We start from the raw sequence: 17,075 nt of genomic DNA on the forward strand, positions 1-17,075 counted from the left end.
GAAACGCAACCGACGACGAAGGGGACACGGCGTGCGCGGCGACATCTTCAACTCCGAGAACACGGTGCAACCGCCCAGCCAGGCCGGGATGTCGCTGCAGAACCCGTACTGCGTGCGGTACGCGGTCAACGGCGACATGATGGCCAGGCAGGGCGCGATGGTGGCCTACCGGGGCAACCTGCAGATCCAGACCCAGTCGCAGGGAGTCGGCAAGTTCCTCAAGCGTGCCGTGACCGGTGAAGGCGTCGCGCTCATGAACGTCTCCGGCCAGGGCGAGATCTGGTTCGCCGACGAGGCGAAGAACGTCTTCGTCGTGGGCATCGACAGCGGCGACAGTGTCTCCGTCAACGGCAAGAGCGTGCTCGCGTTCGACTCCTCGCTCAACTACGACATCCAGATGGTCAAGGGTGCTGGCATGGTCGGCGGCGGCCTGTTCAACTGCGTGTTCAACGGCCAGGGCCAGTTGGCCGTCACCGCGCACGGCACCCCGATGGTCATCCCCGTGTCGCCGCAGCTGCCCGTGCTCGTCGACACCGACGCGGTGATCGCCTGGTCGTCCTCGCTGCAGACGTCCATCAACCGGTCCGAGGGCTTCAAGTCGTTCATGAAGGGCGGCTCGGGCGAGATGTTCCAGCTGGTGTTGCAGGGCCAGGGTTTCGTCGTGGTGCAGCCGAGCGAGGGCCCGACCGTCCCGGCGGCCAGCAGCGGCAGCAGTGGCGGCGGCGGCATCGGCAGCCTCCTCGGCGGCGACTGAAAGCCGCAGCCGAAACACCCTCGTAACACGCGGCGCGAATCGGTGAAACATCACCGGGGCAGCATCGGTGCTGGCACCTCGATGACGCGGCGCCGACGATGTCCGAAGGTCCGGTCACCGCCTGCGGCAATGTCCGCCGGTCCAGCACCGGGTCGTGGCAGTAGGGGTTTCGACACATGGAACTGAACTCAGGCGACACCGCCTGGATGATGATAAGCGCGGCAATCGTCCTGCTCATGACGCCCGGCCTGGCGCTCTTCTACGGCGGCATGGTGCGTGCGAAGAGCGTCTTGAACATGATGATGATGAGCTTCGGCGCACTCGGCCTCGTCACCATCTTGTGGGTGTTCTACGGGTACTCCGTCGCATTCGGCAACGACGTGGGCGCCGGCCTGCTCGGCAACCCGGCGGAGTTCTTCGGGTTACGCGGGCTGCTGGCCGAGGACGCACTCGCCGGCACCTTCCCCGCGACCGTCTTCGTCGTCTTCCAGGGCGTGTTCGCGGTCATCACCGTCGCACTGATTTCCGGCGCCATCGCGGACCGCGCGAAGTTCGGCGCCTGGATGGTGTTCGCCGGTCTCTGGGCCACGCTCGTGTACTTCCCGGTTGCGCACTGGGTGTTCGCGTTCGACGGCGACGGCGGTGTGGTCGGCGGCTGGATCGCCAACGACCTCGCGGCGATCGACTTCGCCGGCGGCACCGCGGTGCACATCAACTCCGGCGCGGCGGCACTCGCGCTCGCGCTCGTACTCGGCAAGCGGATCGGCTGGCGCAAGGACCCGATGCGCCCGCACAACCTGACGCTGGTGATGCTCGGCGCCGCACTGCTGTGGTTCGGCTGGTTCGGCTTCAACGCGGGTTCGGCGGTCGCCGCCGACAACATCGCCGGTGTGGCGTTCGTCAACACGTTCGCCGCCGCCGCCGCGGCCTGCCTCGCCTGGCTGCTCATCGAGAAGATCCGCGACGGGCACGCCACCACACTCGGCGCCGCCTCGGGCATCGTGGCCGGCCTGGTGGCCATCACGCCGGCCTGTTCCGCGGTCAGCCCGGTCGGCGCGATCGTCGTCGGCCTGATCGCCGGTGCGCTCTGCGCGGGCGCGGTCGGCCTGAAGTACAAGCTCGGCTACGACGACAGCCTCGATGTCGTCGGCATCCACCTGGTGGGTGGCCTGTGGGGCACCATCAGCGTCGGCTTCCTCGCCACCGCGGCCGCTCCCGCTGCGGTCGACGGCCTGTTCTACGGCGGCGGCGTGGACCAGCTCTGGCGGCAGGCGGTCGGGGCCGTCGCGGTGATGGTGTTCTCCTTCGTCGTGGCCTGGATCCTAGGGTTCATCATCGACAAGACGATGGGCTTCCGGGTGTCCAAGGAGGTCGAGGTCGAAGGTGTCGATCAGGCGGTGCACGCCGAGACGGCGTACGACCTGCTCACCTCCGGCGGCGGCAGCTACAGCCCTGACCCGGCCCGTACGTCGGCCACCAAATCGGAGGAGGTGTCCGCATGAAGCTGGTCACCGGTGTCGTCAAGCCACACGTGCTCGACGACGTGAAGAAGGCGCTGGAGTCGTTCGGTGTGCAAGGCATGACCGTCTCCGAAGCCAGCGGCTACGGCAGGCAACGCGGCCACACCGAGGTCTACCGCGGTGCGGAGTACCGGGTCGACCTGCTGCCCAAGATCCGCATCGAAGTACTCGTCGACGATGGCGACGCCAAGGACGTGGTGGACGTGTTCGTCACGGCCGCGCGTACCGGTAGCATCGGTGACGGCAAGGTGTGGATCACTCCCGTGGACGACGTCGTCAGGGTTCGGACCGGCGAGCACGGCGTAGCCGCCCTGTGACGGGCTCACGCAAGTCGCCGGCTCCGCGTCGGAACCAACCGAAGAGGGGGCGGGGCTCGCACGCCGAGCCCACCGCCCCCTCCGGGCGGGACCTCACCCTGGCGCGCCGGCGGCTCGCGGCCGACGGCAACACGCTGCGGGCCTGCAACGAACGGGGCAGGTTGCTCGCCGACCACGCGGACAACTACCTCACCGGCCTGTGGCAGAACGCGGTGGCCGAGGTGCTGCCGGGCACCGACGGCGACCAGATCACGGGGGTCGCCCTGGCCGCCGTCGGCGGGCTTGGCCGTAGGGACGCCGGGCCGACGAGCGACTTCGACCTGGTGCTGCTGCACGACGGCCAGACGCTCGACGCCGACCAGCTGGCGGCGTTCGCGGAACGGCTCTGGTACCCGATCTGGGACGCCGGGATGGCGCTCGACCACTCGGTACGCACGCCCGCGCAGTGCCGTGAGGTGGTGGAGACCGACGTCGCCGCGACCGTCGGGCTGCTCGATCTCCGGCTGGTCGCCGGCGACTCCCACCTGGCCGAGGCGACCAGGTCGCGGCTGCTGTCGCGCTGGCGGTTCGGCGTGCGCCAGTGGCTGGCCCGGCTGGAGGACGACCTCGCCGCCAGGGAACGGCGCAGCGGCGAAGCCGCGCACCTGCTCGAACCGGACCTCAAGGAGAGCCGCGGCGGCCTGCGCGATGCGCTCGTGCTGAAGGCACTCACCGCGACCTGGCTGGTGGACCGTCCGCACGCGCCCGTGGACGAGGCGTACGAACAGCTCGTCGACACCAGGGACGCCCTCCAGCTGGCCACCGGACGCCGCGGCGGCCGGCTGGTGCAGAGCGAGCAGCAGGCGGTCGCGTCGCTGCTCGACCTCGCCAGCGCGGACGACGTGCTGCGCATGGTGTCCAGCGCCAGCCGCAGGATCGCGCACGCGCTCGACGCGGCGATGCGCAAGGCACGGCAAGCCGTAGCGCCACCGCAGCGACGCAACGGCCGCGGCCCGAAGGTGCGGCTGCTCGGCTACGGCGTCGCGGAGCACGACGGTGAGATCGTGCTCGGCACCGACGTGCGCCCGGAGACCGACGCCGCCCTACCGTTACGGGTGGCCGCGGCCGCCGCACGCCGTGGCCTGCGGCCGGCAGAGGCGACGCTGGCACAACTGGCCAAGCGCTGCCCGCCGCTGCCCGTACCGTGGCCGGCGGCCCCGCGCGAGGCGCTGCTCGACCTGCTCGCCACCGGGCCGTCGTTGATCGGCGTCTGGGAGGCGCTCGACCAGGCGGGCTTCCCCGGCCAGTGGCTGCCGGAGTGGTCCGCGATCAGGTGCCGCCCGCAACGCAACCCGGTACACCGCCACACGGTCGACAGGCACCTGATCGAGACGGCCGTCTACGCCCGGGCGCACCTGCGCGACGTGGACCGCCCCGACCTGCTGCTGCTCGCGGCGTGGCTGCACGACATCGGCAAGCTGCCGCGCAGCGCGGACCACTCGATCGCCGGTGCGCCGCTGGCCGCGACCATCTGCCACCGGATCGGGCTGCCCGCGCAGGACGTCGCCGTGGTGACGATGCTCGTCCGCGAGCACCTCACCCTGGTGGAGCTGGCGACCCGCCGCAACCTGGACGACCCGCGCACCCTCGACAGCCTGCTCGCGGCCGTGGACCGCAGGCCGGACGTGCTGGAGCTGCTCCGCGCACTCACCGAGGCGGACGCGTCCGCGACCGGACCGCAGGCGTGGACGGCGTGGCGGGCCCGGCTGATCGAGGACCTGACCAACCTGGCCAGGGGCGCACTCGCCGAGGACCGGCCGGTGCCCGCGGAACCGGCGCCGCCGATCCAGGTCTCGGCGGCGGGCGTCGGTCCGCAGGTGCAGGTCGACACCGACGACACCGGCCACCTGGTCACCGTCGTGGCGGCCGACCGGCCCGGCCTGTTCGCCGACGTCGCGGGGCTGCTCGCCGCACACGGCCTGACGGTGCTCGAGGCGCGGGTGACCACCACCGACGGGGTCGCGGCCGACACCTGGCGCACCGAGTCGAGCGACGGCCGCCCGCCGGACGCGAAGCTGCTCGCCGAAGAGCTGCGGCGGCTCGCCACCGGCGACCGCTCGCCGCTGCGCCGGATGCGGCACCGCGACTCGTCCGGGCAACCGACCGCCGGGCCGCCGCCGCGGGTGTTCCTTGTGCCAGGCGCGTCGGACGTGGCGTCGGTGCTCGAGGTTCGGGCGAGCGACCGGCCCGCGCTGCTGCACGACCTCGGCGCGGCGCTGCACGGCCAGGACGTGCGGATCCGCTCGGCGCACGTCGAGACGTTCGCCGGGCAGGCGGTGGACACGTTGTACGTCACAGATGCCGGCGGGCGCACCCTGCACCCGTCGAAGGCCGCGAACGTCATCGCCGCACTCCTGGATACCTGTGAGTAACGCCCGCCGGCCGGCGGTCAGCGCAGGGACTTGCGGTTGTACAGCGACCGCGCCCAGAGGTAGCCCGCGGCGCTGAGGGCGACGCACCAGGCGATCGCGAGCAGCCATGCGTTGCCGACCGGCGTGCCCATCAGCAGCCCGCGTACGGTCTCCATGACCGGCGTGAACGGCTGGTACTCGGCGAACCACCGGAAGGCCGTCGGCATCGAGTCGGTCGGGACGAAGCCGCTGCCGAGGAACGGCAACAGGATCATCGGCATCGGCAGGTTGCTCGCCGACTCGACGGTCTTGGCCGCCATGCCGAGCGCCACCGACACCCAGGTGAGCGCGAGCGCCACCAGCACCAGCATGCCCGTCGCGCCCAGCCACTCCAGCGGGCCGGCGGACGGCCGGAAACCGACGAGGAGGGCGACCGCCATGACGACCACCAGGGCGAGCATCGTCTGGATCACGGCGCCGAGTACGTGCCCGGTGAGCACCGACGCCCGCGCGATCGCCATGGTGCGGAACCTCGCGACGATGCCCTCTGTCATGTCCATCGCCACGGCGATCGCCGTGCCCTGCGCCGATCCCGCGACGCCGATCAGCAGCACGCCCGGCACCACGTAGTTCGCGTACTCGGTGCGGCCGCCGCTGACGCCGCCGAGCCCGGCGCCCATCGTCTCGCCGAACACGTAGACGAACAGCAGCAGGAGGATCACCGGCATACCCATCAAGAGCAACGTCATCGACGGGTACCTGATCATGTGCTTCATGTTGCGCCGCAGCATCGTCGCGGAGTCGGCCACCGTGTATTGCAGTGCGCTCATCGCACTGTCTCCTTCCGTGCGTCGTCGCCGGTGAGGGCGAGGAAGACGTCGTCCAGGTCGGGCGTGTGTACCGCGAGCTCCTCGGCGTCCTTGGCGGTCGCGTCGAGGCTCGCCGCGGCCGCCTCGAGCGCGTCCGCGTCCGCGAACCTGAGGCTCACGTGGCCGCCAGGCACCAGCTGCTTGAGCTCCGCCGGCGTACCATGGGCGACCAGCTTGCCCTGGTCGAGTACGGCGATCCGGTCGGCGAGCTGGTCGGCCTCTTCGAGGTACTGCGTGGTGAGGAAGATGGTGACGCCGTCGGCGACCAGGTCGCGCACGATCTGCCACATCACCCGCCGGCTGCGCGGGTCGAGGCCCGCCGTCGGCTCGTCCAGGAAGACGATGCGCGGCGAACCGACCAGGCCCATGGCGAGATCCAGCCGCCTGCGCATGCCACCGGAGAACGTGGCCACCGACTTGCCGGCCGCCTCGACCAGGTCGAAGCGCTCGAGCAGCGCGGCCACCCGCTGCCGGCCGGCCGGCCTGCCCAGGTGGTAGAGGTCGGCCATCAGCTGCAGGTTCTCCGCCGCCGTGAGCAGGTTGTCGACCGCGGCGAACTGCCCGGTGACGCCGATCAGCGCGCGCACCGCGTCCGGGTCGGCCCCGGGGTCGTGCCCGCCCACGCGCACCTCCCCCGCGTCCGCGGCGAGCAGCGTGGACAGGATGTGCACGGTCGTGGTCTTGCCCGCGCCGTTCGGGCCGAGCAGCGCGAACACACTGCCCTCGGCCACCTGGAAGTCGATGCCGTCGAGCACGACCTTGTCGCCGAACGACTTGTGCAGGCCGCTGACCGTGACGGCCGGTTGCCTCGGTGTGTGCATGGTCCCTCGTTTCTCGAAGTGAGTCAGGCGCGGCGGACGATGACGTCGCCGTATTGAGTGCGGGCGCGGATCTCGACGGTCTCGCCGTCGGCCGGCGGTTCTCCGGTGGCGTCGAGCGCGCTGCGCACGACGCCGTACTTGGAGCTCACGTCGAGCCAGGCGGCGGTGCCTGCGGCGATGCCGACCTCCAGGTCCCCGTGCCCGGTGTCGAGGACGATCGCGCTGCGCACCGCCTCGCCGACCCGCACGCTGCCGTACGCCGTCTTCGCGCCGACGGTGGCGAGCACCCGGTCGACCCTGATGTCCCCGTACGCCCCGTGCAGCCGCAGGTCCGCGGTCACCTCGCCGACGGTGACGCCGCCGGACGACACCTTCGCGACCGTCGGCCCGGCGACCTCGTCCATCCAGACGGCGCCCACGGCCGCGTCCACGTCGCCGCGGCCGTCGATGCGCCCGACGGCGATGTCGCCGGCCGCGGTCTTCGCGCGCAGGCCCGCGGCGTGCTCGATCCTGAGGCTGCCGGCCGCGGACTCCACGGCGACGTCGCCGAGTCGCCCCTCGCAGGTGCAGTCGCCCCAGGTGGAGACGGTCAGCGCGCTGCCCGCGGGCAGGGCGATGTCGACGTCGATCGACGCGGTGGGGCCGATCAGCGAGCGCAGCCAGCTCTTCGGCGCGCGCACGGTGAGCCTGCCCCGTACGTACTCGACCTGGGTCTCCTCGGCCGCCTGCACGTCCTTGTCGCTCAGCTCGTTGCTCGGGCGCACCTCGACCACGGTGTCGGTGCGCTCGGTGGCGGTGACCCGGATGCGGCCGCTTGGCACGTCCACGCTCGCGGCGATCGGGGCCGACGTCTCGTAGGCGGGCATCAGCGGACCCATCCGGTAAAGTGCTGCCCGACCTGAGAGCCGGTGCGGCTCTCAGGTCGGCTGGGTCTGCGCGCCGAGCTCCAGCGCGCTGCTGACCGCCCGGACGAGCCACGCGTTGACCGACAGGCCGGCACTGCTCGCGGCCGCCTCGATGCGCGGTTTCAGGTGTTCTGGCAGCCGCAGGGTGATCCGCGACGTGCCGCCCTCGCCCTCGTCGGCCTCCGCAGGCGGCCGGACGCCCATCGTGACCTCGATGGCGCCGGCGAGCGCGGACTTGAGGCTGGCGGGCTTCGTGTCGTCCGGCAGCGCCCCCTCGGCCGGCGGCGGGGTCACGACGAAGGCCGGCTCGTGCCCGCGCAGCCGCAGCTCCACGGAGCCAGGCGCCAGGTCGCGGGTGATCTCCTCGGCGGCGCTGGACAGGATTTCGAGCATGGCGAGCCGGACGGCCGAGTCGAGCGGTGCGGTGAGCCGTTCGGCCAGCGCCCGCGCGTCCTCGCCACCGGCCTCGGCGGCGACGGCGAGCTGCTGCCTGAGCTGGGTGACATGCGGCGTGAGGTCCATGACGTCGTGGTGACATCATTTTGACGTCATGGCAAGTGGCAGTTCTGCCCACACGAAGAAGGACCTCGCCGATGAACGGCGAGGTCCTTCACATGGTGAAGGGTGACGTCACGATGACGCCAGCTGGTTTACAGCAGGGCCGGCAGGATGCCCAACAGCAGTACGACGACGACCGCGGTGATCATGAGGGCCAGGCCGATCGCCATGCCCGGATACCCGCCTGGCTGGGAGTCGAGCGCGCCGGCCGACCAGATCATCACCGGCGCCTTGTAGTAGAGCACCGTCTGCTGTCCCGCCTGCACCGGCACGACGGTCAGCGCACGCCCGACCGGCCAGAGGTACTTCACCACGACGTCGACGTTGTGCTGCCCCTCGGGCAGGTCGACGGTGTTCGGGCCCCACTGCGCCGGTATCGTGCCGCCGTTGATGGTGATCTCCGGCTTGCCGATGACCCGCAGCATCCAGACCAGCCAGCTGCAGTTCGCGTCGATGACCAGCCGCCCCATCCCCGCGCCGGCCTGAGCCGGCAGCGCAACCTGCTGCTGCGGCGGGTAGCTAGGCGGTGCCTGCTGCCCCGGCGGCGGTGGCCCGGCGCCCGGCGGCCCACCGGGCCACGCCGGTGGCGGCGGCGGGTACGGCTGCTGCCCACCCTGGGACGGCGGTGGCCCGGCGCCCGGCGGCGGGTACGGCTGCTGCCCACCCTGGGACGGCGGCGGGCCCTGCGGCGGGTACGGCTGCTGCCCACCCTGGGACGGCGGTGGCCCGGCGCCCGGCGGCCCACCGGGCCACGCCGGTGGCGGCGGCGGGTACGGTTGCTGCCCACCCTGGGACGGCGGCGGGCCCTGCGGCGGGTACGGCTGCTGCCCACCCTGGGACGGCGGCGGGCCCTGCGGCGGGTACGGCTGCTGCCCACCGGGCGGCCGCTGCCCTGGCGGCGGGCCTTGCGGGTAGTGCGCAGGAGGGCCGGGCGGCGGGCCGCCGCCTGGTGGCGGGCCCTGCTGCCAACCGGGTGGACCGTGCTGGCCACCGGGTGGTTGCATCGCGTCGACCTCCCTTGTCGTCCTGTTGGCTGCACGACACGACGGGTCAGTGGAAGAAGTGCCGCGCCCCGGTGAAGTACAGGGTGCCACCAACCGCATCCGCGGCGGCAACCACCTGGTCGTCTCGCACCGACCCGCCGGGCTCGACGACGGCGCGCACCCCGGCGTCCAGCAGCACCTGCAGGCCGTCGGGGAACGGGAAGTACGCGTCGCTTGCCGCGACCGCGCCGGTCACCCGGTCGCCGGCGCGGCTGACCGCGAGCCGTGCGGAGTCGACCCGGTTCACCTGGCCCATCCCGATGCCCACCGTCGCGCCGTCGCGGACCAGCACGATTGCGTTCGACTTCACCGCACGCACCGCACGCCACGCGAACGCGAGGTCGGCCAGCAGCTGCTCGCCGGCCGGCTCCCCGGCCCGCAGCGTCCAGCCGGCGGGGTCGTCGCCCGGCGCGTCCAGCCGGTCCGGGGTCTGCGCCAGCAGCCCGCCGGAGATCGCCCGCAGCTCCACCTGCTGCCGGTCCTCGTCCGGCCCACAGCGCAGCAGCCGGATGTTCTTCTTCTCGCTCAGCAGCTCGACGGCTCCGGGCTCGAAGTCGGGGGCTACGACCACCTCGGTGAAGATCTCCGCGACCTGCTCAGCCATGGCGCCGCTGACCGGCCGGTTGGCGGCGATGACGCCCCCGAACGCGGAGACCGGGTCGCACGCGTGCGCCTTGCGGTGCGCCTCAGCCACGTCACGCCCGACGGCGATGCCGCACGGGTTGGTGTGCTTCACCACGGCGACCGCCGGCTCGGCGAAGTCGTACGCCGCGCGCCTGGCGGCGTCGGCGTCCACGTAGTTGTTGTACGACAGCTCCTTGCCGTGCAGCTGCTCGGCGTACGCGATGCCGCTCGTGGTGCCGCCGGCACGGTACACGGCGGCGCGCTGGTGCGGGTTCTCGCCGTACCGCAGCACCGCGGAACGTTCCCAGCTCGCGCCGGTCCACGTACCGAACCCGCTACCGTCGCCGTCCGCGGCGAGCACCTCGGCGAACCAGGAAGCCACGGCCACGTCGTACGACGCGGTGTGCGTGAACGCCTCGGCGGCCAGCCGGCGCCGCTGCTCCAGGCCGAAACCGCCGGCCTCGACGGCGGCGAGCACGTCCGCGTAGCGGTCCGGGGTCACCACGACGGCCACGCTGCCGTGGTTCTTCGCGGCCGCCCGGACCATGGCCGGGCCGCCGATGTCGATCTGCTCCACGCACTCGGCGGGCGCGGCGCCGGAGCGCACGGTGTCGGTGAACGGGTACAGGTTCACCACCACCAGCTGGAACGGGGCGACGTCGAGGCTCTCCAGCTGCCCCACGTGCTGGTCGTTGGCCAGGTCGGCGAGCAGCCCGGCGTGCACCTTCGGGTGCAGCGTCTTCACCCGGCCGTCGAGGCACTCGGGGAAGCCGGTGACGTCCTCGACCCTGGTGACCGGCACCCCGGCGGCCTCGATCCGCGCCGCCGTCGATCCGGTGGAGACGACCTCCACCCCATGTGCGGTGAGCCCGCGGGCGAGGTCCTCGACGCCCGTCTTGTCGTAGACGCTGACGAGAGCGCGCCGTACCGGATACACGGTCATGGGATGGTGACCTTCCTGCCCTCGATCGTCCAACCTTCGCGCACCATCCGGCCGACGGTCTCGACGACGACGCTGCGCTCCACGCTCTTGATCCGCTCGTGCAGGGAGTCCTCGTCGTCGCTGCTCAGCACCGGTACGGCCGCCTGCTCGATGATCGGACCGCCGTCGACGCCCTCGTCCACGACGAACACCGTGCACCCGGTCACCTTCACCCCGTGCGCCAGCGCGTCCCGCGGGCCGTTCATGCCGGGGAACGACGGCAGCAGTGCCGGGTGCGTGTTGATGGTGCGGCCGTGGAACCTGGCGAGGAACTTGCTGCCGGTGAGCTTCATGAACCCGGCGAGCACCACGAGGTCGGGGTCGTACGCGGCGACCGCGCCGGTGAGCGCGAGGTCCCACGACTCCCGGTCCTCGTAGTCCTGCACCCGGCGGACGAACACCGGCACCCCGGCGGCCTCGGCCCGCTCCAGGGCGGCGACCCCGGGGCGGTCGGCGCCGACGGCGACCACCGTCGCGCCGTACGCAGGGTCGGCGCATGCGTCTAGCAGCGCCTGCAAGATCGTGCCAGTGCCAGAAACGAGCACGATGAGCTTCCCGGACACCAGCGAATCTCCTCGGACGAGCCTCTCCTGACCCCAGCCTAGTGCCGGCACCGTCCCGGCCGGTCGCCGACTTCGACTACCCTCGGCGGCACGCGGATCCGGCGGGCGCGAAGGCGATGAAAGACTGGGCCGGCAGCGGGCGTGTGCCACGAAACGGAGGACCAGGTGACCGGACCGGACGACGAGCGGCCGGCCAAGTCGCAGCGAGCCGACGGAACCGGCTCGAGCGACAAGCAGCGGCACGGGGCGGTAGCCGTCGTGTTCGCCTGCGCGACCCCGCTGGCGGTGCTGCTCCTTCCGACGGTGCCGATGCTCATCGCCACCCCGATCCTGGCCGCCGGCGCGCTGATCGCCGGCATCGGCGCACGGCGCGCGGCGAAGCGCACCGGCGGCACCGCCCCCGGCACGATCACCGCCATCGCCATCGGGACGGTCGGACTCTGCACGGCGCTGCTGATGGCACCGATCATCGGCCCGCTGGCGCGCTACGAGTCCTGCCTCACCAGCGCGAACACAGTCCAGGACGAGCGCACCTGCGAGCGCGCGCTCGACCGGGGCCTGCAGGCCAAGCTGCCGTTCGCCTCGCTCGACCTGGTGAACCGCCTCACCCGCGGCTGATCACTCGGCGGTCTCTGCGCTGTCGTCCGGCACCGTACGGCGACGGGCGACCAGCGTGGCGAGGACCGCGGTGACGACGGCCGGTACGGCCACCTCGACCGCCACGGCCGCACTGGTGAGCAGCGGGGAAGGGCCGAGCGCGGCCAGCCGGTGGCCGCCGAGCGAACCGCCCGCGAGCAGGCACGCCAGCAGCGTCAGCAGCCCGACCAACGCGCCCGCGGCCAACCCGGCCAGGGCAGCGCGCGGCAGCGACCTGGGCAGCGTGTGCCGTACCAGCAGCGTGCCCGCCACCACGCCGGCGAGGGCGGGGCCGGCGAGCACCGCCCACGCCCACGGCGGCGCGCTCGTCGGCACCGCGGCGAGCAGCGGGAATGCAGGCACCGGGCCGGCCGTGACGCCACCGGGCGCGAACAGCGTGCCGGCGCCGAGCGAGAAGCCGGGCCCCGCGGCGTACCCGATGGCGAAGACCACGGCGTTCGGCACGTAGGCAGCGCCGACGACGAACAGCAGCGCGCCGGCGAGACCGCCGGCGTGCAGCGACGTGGTGATCTCGTGCACCTTGATCACCTGCACGGCGAGCATCGCGGCGACCAGCAGCGCGCCAACCGTGACCAGGGTGGCCATCGCCCCGACCACGCCTACCGCGACCGGCCACCAGCCGGTCGGCACCAGCCCCGCGACCCGTAGGCCGAGGTCTGCGCCACGCAGCACGCCCGCGCCCCCGGCGAGGACGGCGAGCAGCCCGGCGGCCAGCGGCGCCCAGAGCACCGAGCCGTGCTCCGGCTGCGTCAGCGTGGCCAGCGAGACCAGCAGCCCGGCCCCCGCGTACGGCAGGACGAGCGCGGCGAGCGCCAACGCCGCGCTGCGCAGCCCGCGGACCCGTACGTCGCGGGCCAGCCGGTTGCCGGCGCGGAACAGCAACAGCAGCGGCACCAGGGTGCCGCCGAGCGGCAGCAGGCTCACCGGTCCGTGCGGGAACAACAGCGGCACCTGATGCGCGGCCAGCCACAGGTCGCCACCGAGCGCGACCACCGCGGGGATACCCGGCCGGGCGGCGCCCGTCGCCGCGAGCAGCGCCCCACCCACCAAGCAGGCGACGAGACTCGTCACCGACGCCCGCAGCGCGGCGAGCAGGCCGGCGAGCAGCAGGTGCCCCCAACCCCCCGGCGGCCCCGCCCGCAACCCGGCCATCCGCCCGGTGCGCTCGGCCCGAGCCCCCGACGAGTCCGCGACAACGGTCATCCCGTCATCGTCGCAACCAATCCCCACCCGACCGAGCAGACGCGCCGCGCAGCGGGCGGCTCTAGGGTATGGACGTGGCTACCCAGGTGATCGTGCTCAACGGGGGTTCCAGTTCCGGCAAGTCCGGTATCTCGCGGGGCTTGCAGGCGGTGCTGCCTGAGCCGTGGCTGGCCACCGGGGTGGACGTGTTCGTCGACGCGTTGCCGCCGGAGCTGCAGGCGTCCGACAGCGGCATCGAGTTCGCGGACGACGGCCAGGTCGCTGTCGGCGGGACGTTCCGGGAGCTCGAGCACGCCTGGATGCTGGGGGTGGCCACGACGGTACGGGCGGGCGCGCCGACCATCGTCGACGACGTCTTCCTCGGCGGTGCCGAGTCGCAGCAGCGCTGGCGCACGGCGCTCACCGGCCTCACCGTGCTGTGGGTCGCAGTGCGCTGCGATCCCACGGTGGCCGCCGCCCGCGAGGCCGCCCGCGGCGACCGGATCACCGGCATGGCGGCGTCGCAGGCCGAGCTCGTGCACAAGGGCGTGACGTACGACCTCGAGGTGGACACCACCGCGTCCGAGCCGATCACGTGCGCGCGCCAGATCGCCGCGCACGTCGACTGACCGGCGGCAGACAGCAAGACGCCGCAGGGCGCACCCGCACCTGGCGGGGCTCCTGCGGCGTCCGCAGCGCGCCTGTCAGCTCGCGGTCATGACCTCGCGCATCAGCGTCGCGGTCTCGCTCGGCGTCTTGCCGACCCGTACACCGACCTCGCCCAGTGCCTCCGCCTTCGCCTGCGCCGTGCCCGAGGAGCCGGACACGATGGCGCCCGCGTGGCCCATCGTCTTGCCCTCGGGCGCGGTGAACCCGGCGACGTACGCGACGACCGGCTTGGTGACGTTGTCCGTGATGTACGCGGCCGCACGCTCCTCGGCGTCGCCGCCGATCTCGCCGATCATCACGATCGAGTCGGTCTCCGGGTCCTCCTGGAACGCCTGCAGGGCGTCCACGTGGGTGGTGCCGATCACCGGGTCGCCACCGATGCCGACGCAGGTGGAGAACCCGACGTCGCGCAGCTCGTACATCAGCTGGTAGGTCAGCGTGCCGCTCTTGCTGACCAGGCCGATGCGGCCGGAGTTGGTGATGGTCGCGGGAATGATGCCCGCGTTCGACGCGTCCGGGCTGGCGATGCCGGGGCAGTTCGGCCCGATCAGCCGGGTCTTGCTGCCCTGGCTGTGCGCGAACGCGTACGACGTGTCGTGTACGGGGATGCCTTCGGTGATCGCGACGCACAGGTCGATGCCCGCGTCGACGGCCTCGATCATCGCCGTCCGCGCGAACTTCGCCGGCACGAAGATCACCGAGACGTCCGCGCCGGTCTCGGCCATCGCGTCCGCGACCGAGTCGAACACCGGCACCTGGGTGCCGTCGAAGTCGACCGTCTGGCCGCCCTTCTTCGGTGTCACGCCGCCGACGATGTTCGTGCCCGCGGCCAGCATCCGCCTGGTGTGGTTGCTGCCCTCGGAACCGGTCATGCCCTGGACGATGACCTTGCTGTTCTCGTCAAGCCAGATACTCATGCGTGGCTCCCCTCGGCCGCGAGCTCCGCGGCGCGGTCGGCCGCTCCGTCCATGGTGTCGACCCGCTCCACGCCGGGCAGGTTGGCCTCGTCGAGGATGCGCCTGCCCTCGTCGGCGTTGTTGCCGTCCAGCCGCACGACCAGCTTCTTGTCCACCGGCTCGCCCCGGCTCTCGAGCATCCGGAACGCCGCGACGACGCCGTTCGCCACCGCGTCGCAGGCGGTGATGCCGCCGAACACGTTCACGAAGACGCTGCGCACGCCCGGGTCGCCGAGCACGACCTCGAGGCCGTTGGCCATGATCTCCGCCGACGCGCCGCCGCCGATGTCGAGGAAGTTCGCCGGCTTCGCGCCGCCGTGCTTCTCCCCGGCGTACGCGACCACGTCCAGCGTGCTCATCACCAGGCCCGCGCCGTTGCCGATGATGCCGACGGACCCGTCCAGCTTGACGTAGTTCAGGCCCTTCTCCTTGGCCTTCACCTCGAGCGGGTCGGTCGCGGCGATGTCCGCGAACTGCTCGTGGTCGGGGTGCCTGAAGTCGGCGCTCTCGTCGAGGGTGACCTTGCCGTCCAGCGCGACGATCCGGCCCGCCTCGGTCCGCACGAGCGGGTTCACCTCGACCAGGCTGGCGTCCTCGCCGACGAAGCACTCCCACAGCTTGACGATGACGCCGGCCGTCTCGTCCACGACCTCGTCGGGGAACTTCGCCGCGACGGCGATCTCGCGCGCCTTGGCCTCGTCGACGCCGGTCACGGCGTCCACGGGCACCTTCGCGAGCGCCTCCGGCTGGGTACGGGCGACCTCCTCGATGTCGACGCCGCCCTCCTTGGACGCCATCGCCAGGAAGGTGCGGTTGCCGCGGTCCACGAGGAACGAGAAGTAGTACTCCTCGGCGATCTCCTCCGCGGGCGTAACCAGGACCTTCCTTACGATGTGGCCCTTGATGTCCAGGCCGAGGATCTCCCCGGCCTTCTGTGCTGCGTCATCCGGCGTCTCGGCCAGCTTGACGCCACCGGCCTTGCCACGACCACCGGTCTTGACCTGTGCCTTGACGACGACGGTGGTGGTGCCGAACCGCTCCGCCGCTTCCTTCGCGGCATCGGGTGTGGCCACGACCTCCTGGGCCATGGTCGGTACGCCGTGCTTCGCGAAGAGCTCTTTGGCTTGGTACTCGTAAAGATCCACTGGGTGTCCGTTCCGACGTCCACGTCCGTGTCCGCGCACCTCAGCCGCACGCGGCCCTTCGTGAGGGTAACGGGTCGCCGCTGCGGTGCCGAGAGTGGCATCCGGGTCAGCGGTGTGTTCTCCCTCGCATTGCGCTCTCCGGTTCAGGGTGCCGTCAGGGTCGTTCCCGGACGCCAGGACGGCCCGCCACCGCGAGACTGGCACCGGAGGAGGTCGAGATGACGATGAGGGAAGCCACCGCAGGCGCGCAGTCCGGATTGCGTGCATCGGACGCCGAACGGGAACGGACCGTCGAGGCGCTGCGCAAGCACTATGAGACTGGCCACATCGGCTACGCGGAGTTCAACCATCGGATGGAGCGCGCGTACGCGGCGACGTACCTGCACGAGCTGACCGCGCTGGCGGCTGACCTGCCAGGCGCGGCGTCGCCGGGGAACGCGGTCGCCCCGGCCCGGCAGGCGCAGAAACCCAAGGAGCGCACGGGTGCGGTCAAGGTGCTCGCCATCATCGCGCTGGTGATCGCGTCACTGGTCGGGCTGTCCTGGCTGGGGAACCTGCTCACCGCGCACCCGCTGATCACGATCCTCGCCGCCGCGGCGGTCATCTGGATCGTGCTGAAGAAGCCGTACCGGAGGAAGGGCTAGGCCTGGGCGTGCTGCGGGTCGGCCGGGGCCGCGCCGTCGACGTGTGTGCGTACCCAGGTGACGATGTCGTGGGTGGTGGCGCCGGGGCCGAAGACCTTTGCCACGCCGAGCTGCTCGAGCTCGGGGATGTCCGCCTCGGGGATGATGCCGCCGCCGAAGACCACGATGTCGGCGGCGTCGCGCTCCTTCAACAGTTCGACGACCCGGGCGAACAGCGTCATGTGCGCGCCGGAGAGCACGGAGAGGCCGATGCCGTCGGCGTCCTCCTGGATGGCCGCCTCGACGATCTGCTCCGGTGTCTGGTGCAGACCGGTGTAGATGACCTCCATGCCGGCGTCGCGCAGCGCACGGGCGACGACCTTCGCACCCCGGTCGTGCCCGTCCAGCCCGGGCTTGCCGACGACGATCCGCAGCCTGCTACTGGCCATCTTCGCCTCCTCGCACCCCGTCCGCAGACCAGGGTAGCTGCCGGGCGG

At 72.0% G+C, this 17,075-nt stretch carries 18 protein-coding genes; 7 read left to right on the plus strand and 11 right to left on the minus strand.

The window, feature by feature from the left end; genetic code table 11:
* Nucleotides 1-31: 31 nt before the first annotated feature.
* From GEV07_08870 to GEV07_08885, 4 genes are all read left to right on the plus strand, one after another.
* A complete protein-coding gene (locus GEV07_08870; GenBank protein MQA02813.1) occupies nucleotides 32-754 on the plus strand; it encodes an AIM24 family protein in 723 nt (240 codons plus the stop codon).
* A 182-nt stretch (nucleotides 755-936) separates the two neighbouring features.
* Nucleotides 937-2,256, plus strand: a complete 1,320-nt coding sequence (amt, locus tag GEV07_08875; protein MQA02814.1) for an ammonium transporter — start codon at nucleotides 937-939, stop codon at nucleotides 2,254-2,256.
* Entirely contained in the window at nucleotides 2,253-2,591 is a 339-nt protein-coding gene (locus GEV07_08880) for a P-II family nitrogen regulator (protein MQA02815.1), read from the plus strand. Before amt ends, GEV07_08880 begins: the two co-directional genes overlap by 4 nt.
* On the plus strand, nucleotides 2,525-5,002 hold the full coding sequence (locus tag GEV07_08885; GenBank protein ID MQA02816.1) for a [protein-PII] uridylyltransferase: 2,478 nt from the start codon (nucleotides 2,525-2,527) through the stop codon (nucleotides 5,000-5,002). The genes GEV07_08880 and GEV07_08885 overlap by 67 nt, the downstream gene beginning before the upstream one ends.
* A 17-nt stretch (nucleotides 5,003-5,019) precedes the next feature.
* On the opposite strand, the gene GEV07_08890 is transcribed toward GEV07_08885, so the two are convergent.
* The 7 genes from GEV07_08890 to GEV07_08920 form a co-directional block, all read right to left on the minus strand.
* Complete coding sequence (locus GEV07_08890; GenBank protein MQA02817.1) at nucleotides 5,020-5,811, minus strand: ABC transporter permease; 792 nt, start codon at nucleotides 5,809-5,811, stop codon at nucleotides 5,020-5,022.
* Entirely contained in the window at nucleotides 5,808-6,671 is an 864-nt protein-coding gene (locus GEV07_08895) for an ATP-binding cassette domain-containing protein (protein ID MQA02818.1), read from the minus strand. Before GEV07_08895 ends, GEV07_08890 begins: the two co-directional genes overlap by 4 nt.
* A gap of 23 nt (nucleotides 6,672-6,694) precedes the next feature.
* Nucleotides 6,695-7,549, minus strand: a complete 855-nt coding sequence (locus GEV07_08900; protein MQA02819.1) for a DUF4097 family beta strand repeat protein — start codon at nucleotides 7,547-7,549, stop codon at nucleotides 6,695-6,697.
* Between the two features lie 39 nt (nucleotides 7,550-7,588).
* Nucleotides 7,589-8,098: a toxin-antitoxin system HicB family antitoxin gene (locus GEV07_08905; protein MQA02820.1), complete on the minus strand. Its 510-nt coding sequence runs from the start codon at nucleotides 8,096-8,098 to the stop codon at nucleotides 7,589-7,591.
* Between the two features lie 128 nt (nucleotides 8,099-8,226).
* Nucleotides 8,227-9,138, minus strand: coding sequence for a hypothetical protein (locus tag GEV07_08910; protein MQA02821.1), 912 nt, complete (start codon nucleotides 9,136-9,138; stop codon nucleotides 8,227-8,229).
* 46 nt (nucleotides 9,139-9,184) lie between these two features.
* Entirely contained in the window at nucleotides 9,185-10,744 is a 1,560-nt protein-coding gene (gene purH, locus GEV07_08915) for a bifunctional phosphoribosylaminoimidazolecarboxamide formyltransferase/IMP cyclohydrolase (protein MQA02822.1), read from the minus strand.
* Nucleotides 10,741-11,349 carry a phosphoribosylglycinamide formyltransferase gene (locus GEV07_08920; protein MQA02823.1) on the minus strand — a complete coding sequence of 203 codons (609 nt, stop codon included), beginning with the start codon at nucleotides 11,347-11,349 and terminating at the stop codon, nucleotides 10,741-10,743. The genes purH and GEV07_08920 overlap by 4 nt, the downstream gene beginning before the upstream one ends.
* A 162-nt stretch (nucleotides 11,350-11,511) precedes the next feature.
* Between GEV07_08920 and GEV07_08925 the strand changes: the two genes are divergently transcribed.
* On the plus strand, nucleotides 11,512-11,964 hold the full coding sequence (locus GEV07_08925; GenBank protein MQA02824.1) for a hypothetical protein: 453 nt from the start codon (nucleotides 11,512-11,514) through the stop codon (nucleotides 11,962-11,964).
* Here GEV07_08925 and GEV07_08930 read toward each other — a convergent pair whose 3' ends face one another.
* The gene (locus GEV07_08930) at nucleotides 11,965-13,206 is read right to left on the minus strand and encodes a hypothetical protein (GenBank protein MQA02825.1); all 1,242 of its coding nucleotides are present in this window, start codon (nucleotides 13,204-13,206) and stop codon (nucleotides 11,965-11,967) included.
* Between the two features lie 86 nt (nucleotides 13,207-13,292).
* Between GEV07_08930 and cpt the strand changes: the two genes are divergently transcribed.
* Complete coding sequence (gene cpt / locus GEV07_08935; GenBank protein MQA02826.1) at nucleotides 13,293-13,814, plus strand: chloramphenicol phosphotransferase CPT; 522 nt, start codon at nucleotides 13,293-13,295, stop codon at nucleotides 13,812-13,814.
* Nucleotides 13,815-13,889: 75 nt separating this feature from the next.
* On the opposite strand, the gene sucD is transcribed toward cpt, so the two are convergent.
* Entirely contained in the window at nucleotides 13,890-14,771 is an 882-nt protein-coding gene (gene sucD, locus GEV07_08940) for a succinate--CoA ligase subunit alpha (GenBank protein MQA02827.1), read from the minus strand.
* Nucleotides 14,768-15,955 carry an ADP-forming succinate--CoA ligase subunit beta gene (gene sucC / locus GEV07_08945; GenBank protein MQA02828.1) on the minus strand — a complete coding sequence of 396 codons (1,188 nt, stop codon included), beginning with the start codon at nucleotides 15,953-15,955 and terminating at the stop codon, nucleotides 14,768-14,770. Before sucC ends, sucD begins: the two co-directional genes overlap by 4 nt.
* Nucleotides 15,956-16,173: 218 nt before the next feature.
* Between sucC and GEV07_08950 the strand changes: the two genes are divergently transcribed.
* The gene (locus tag GEV07_08950; protein ID MQA02829.1) at nucleotides 16,174-16,599 is read left to right on the plus strand and encodes a DUF1707 domain-containing protein; all 426 of its coding nucleotides are present in this window, start codon (nucleotides 16,174-16,176) and stop codon (nucleotides 16,597-16,599) included.
* Here GEV07_08950 and GEV07_08955 read toward each other — a convergent pair.
* Nucleotides 16,596-17,027, minus strand: a complete 432-nt coding sequence (locus GEV07_08955) for a methylmalonyl-CoA mutase (GenBank protein ID MQA02830.1) — start codon at nucleotides 17,025-17,027, stop codon at nucleotides 16,596-16,598. The genes GEV07_08950 and GEV07_08955 overlap by 4 nt on opposite strands.
* Nucleotides 17,028-17,075 lie beyond the last annotated feature (48 nt).

The organism is Streptosporangiales bacterium (assembly GCA_009379825.1).
Taxonomy (GTDB): Bacteria; Actinomycetota; Actinomycetes; order Streptosporangiales; family WHST01; genus WHST01.

Bases quoted from the DNA above. Each gene is read 5' to 3' on its own strand.
- GEV07_08930 (MQA02825.1), bottom strand. From the start codon at position 13,206: ATGACCGTTGTCGCGGACTCGTCGGGGGCTCGGGCCGAGCGCACCGGG.
- GEV07_08910 (MQA02821.1), bottom strand. From the start codon at position 9,138: ATGCAACCACCCGGTGGCCAGCACGGTCCACCCGGTTGGCAGCAGGGC.
- sucD (MQA02827.1), bottom strand. From the start codon at position 14,771: ATGAGTATCTGGCTTGACGAGAACAGCAAGGTCATCGTCCAGGGCATG.
- purH (MQA02822.1), bottom strand. From the start codon at position 10,744: ATGACCGTGTATCCGGTACGGCGCGCTCTCGTCAGCGTCTACGACAAG.
- GEV07_08950 (MQA02829.1), top strand. From the start codon at position 16,174: ATGACGATGAGGGAAGCCACCGCAGGCGCGCAGTCCGGATTGCGTGCA.
- GEV07_08895 (MQA02818.1), bottom strand. From the start codon at position 6,671: ATGCACACACCGAGGCAACCGGCCGTCACGGTCAGCGGCCTGCACAAG.
- GEV07_08880 (MQA02815.1), top strand. From the start codon at position 2,253: ATGAAGCTGGTCACCGGTGTCGTCAAGCCACACGTGCTCGACGACGTG.
- GEV07_08905 (MQA02820.1), bottom strand. From the start codon at position 8,098: ATGGACCTCACGCCGCATGTCACCCAGCTCAGGCAGCAGCTCGCCGTC.
- GEV07_08900 (MQA02819.1), bottom strand. From the start codon at position 7,549: ATGGGTCCGCTGATGCCCGCCTACGAGACGTCGGCCCCGATCGCCGCG.
- GEV07_08890 (MQA02817.1), bottom strand. From the start codon at position 5,811: ATGAGCGCACTGCAATACACGGTGGCCGACTCCGCGACGATGCTGCGG.
- GEV07_08955 (MQA02830.1), bottom strand. From the start codon at position 17,027: ATGGCCAGTAGCAGGCTGCGGATCGTCGTCGGCAAGCCCGGGCTGGAC.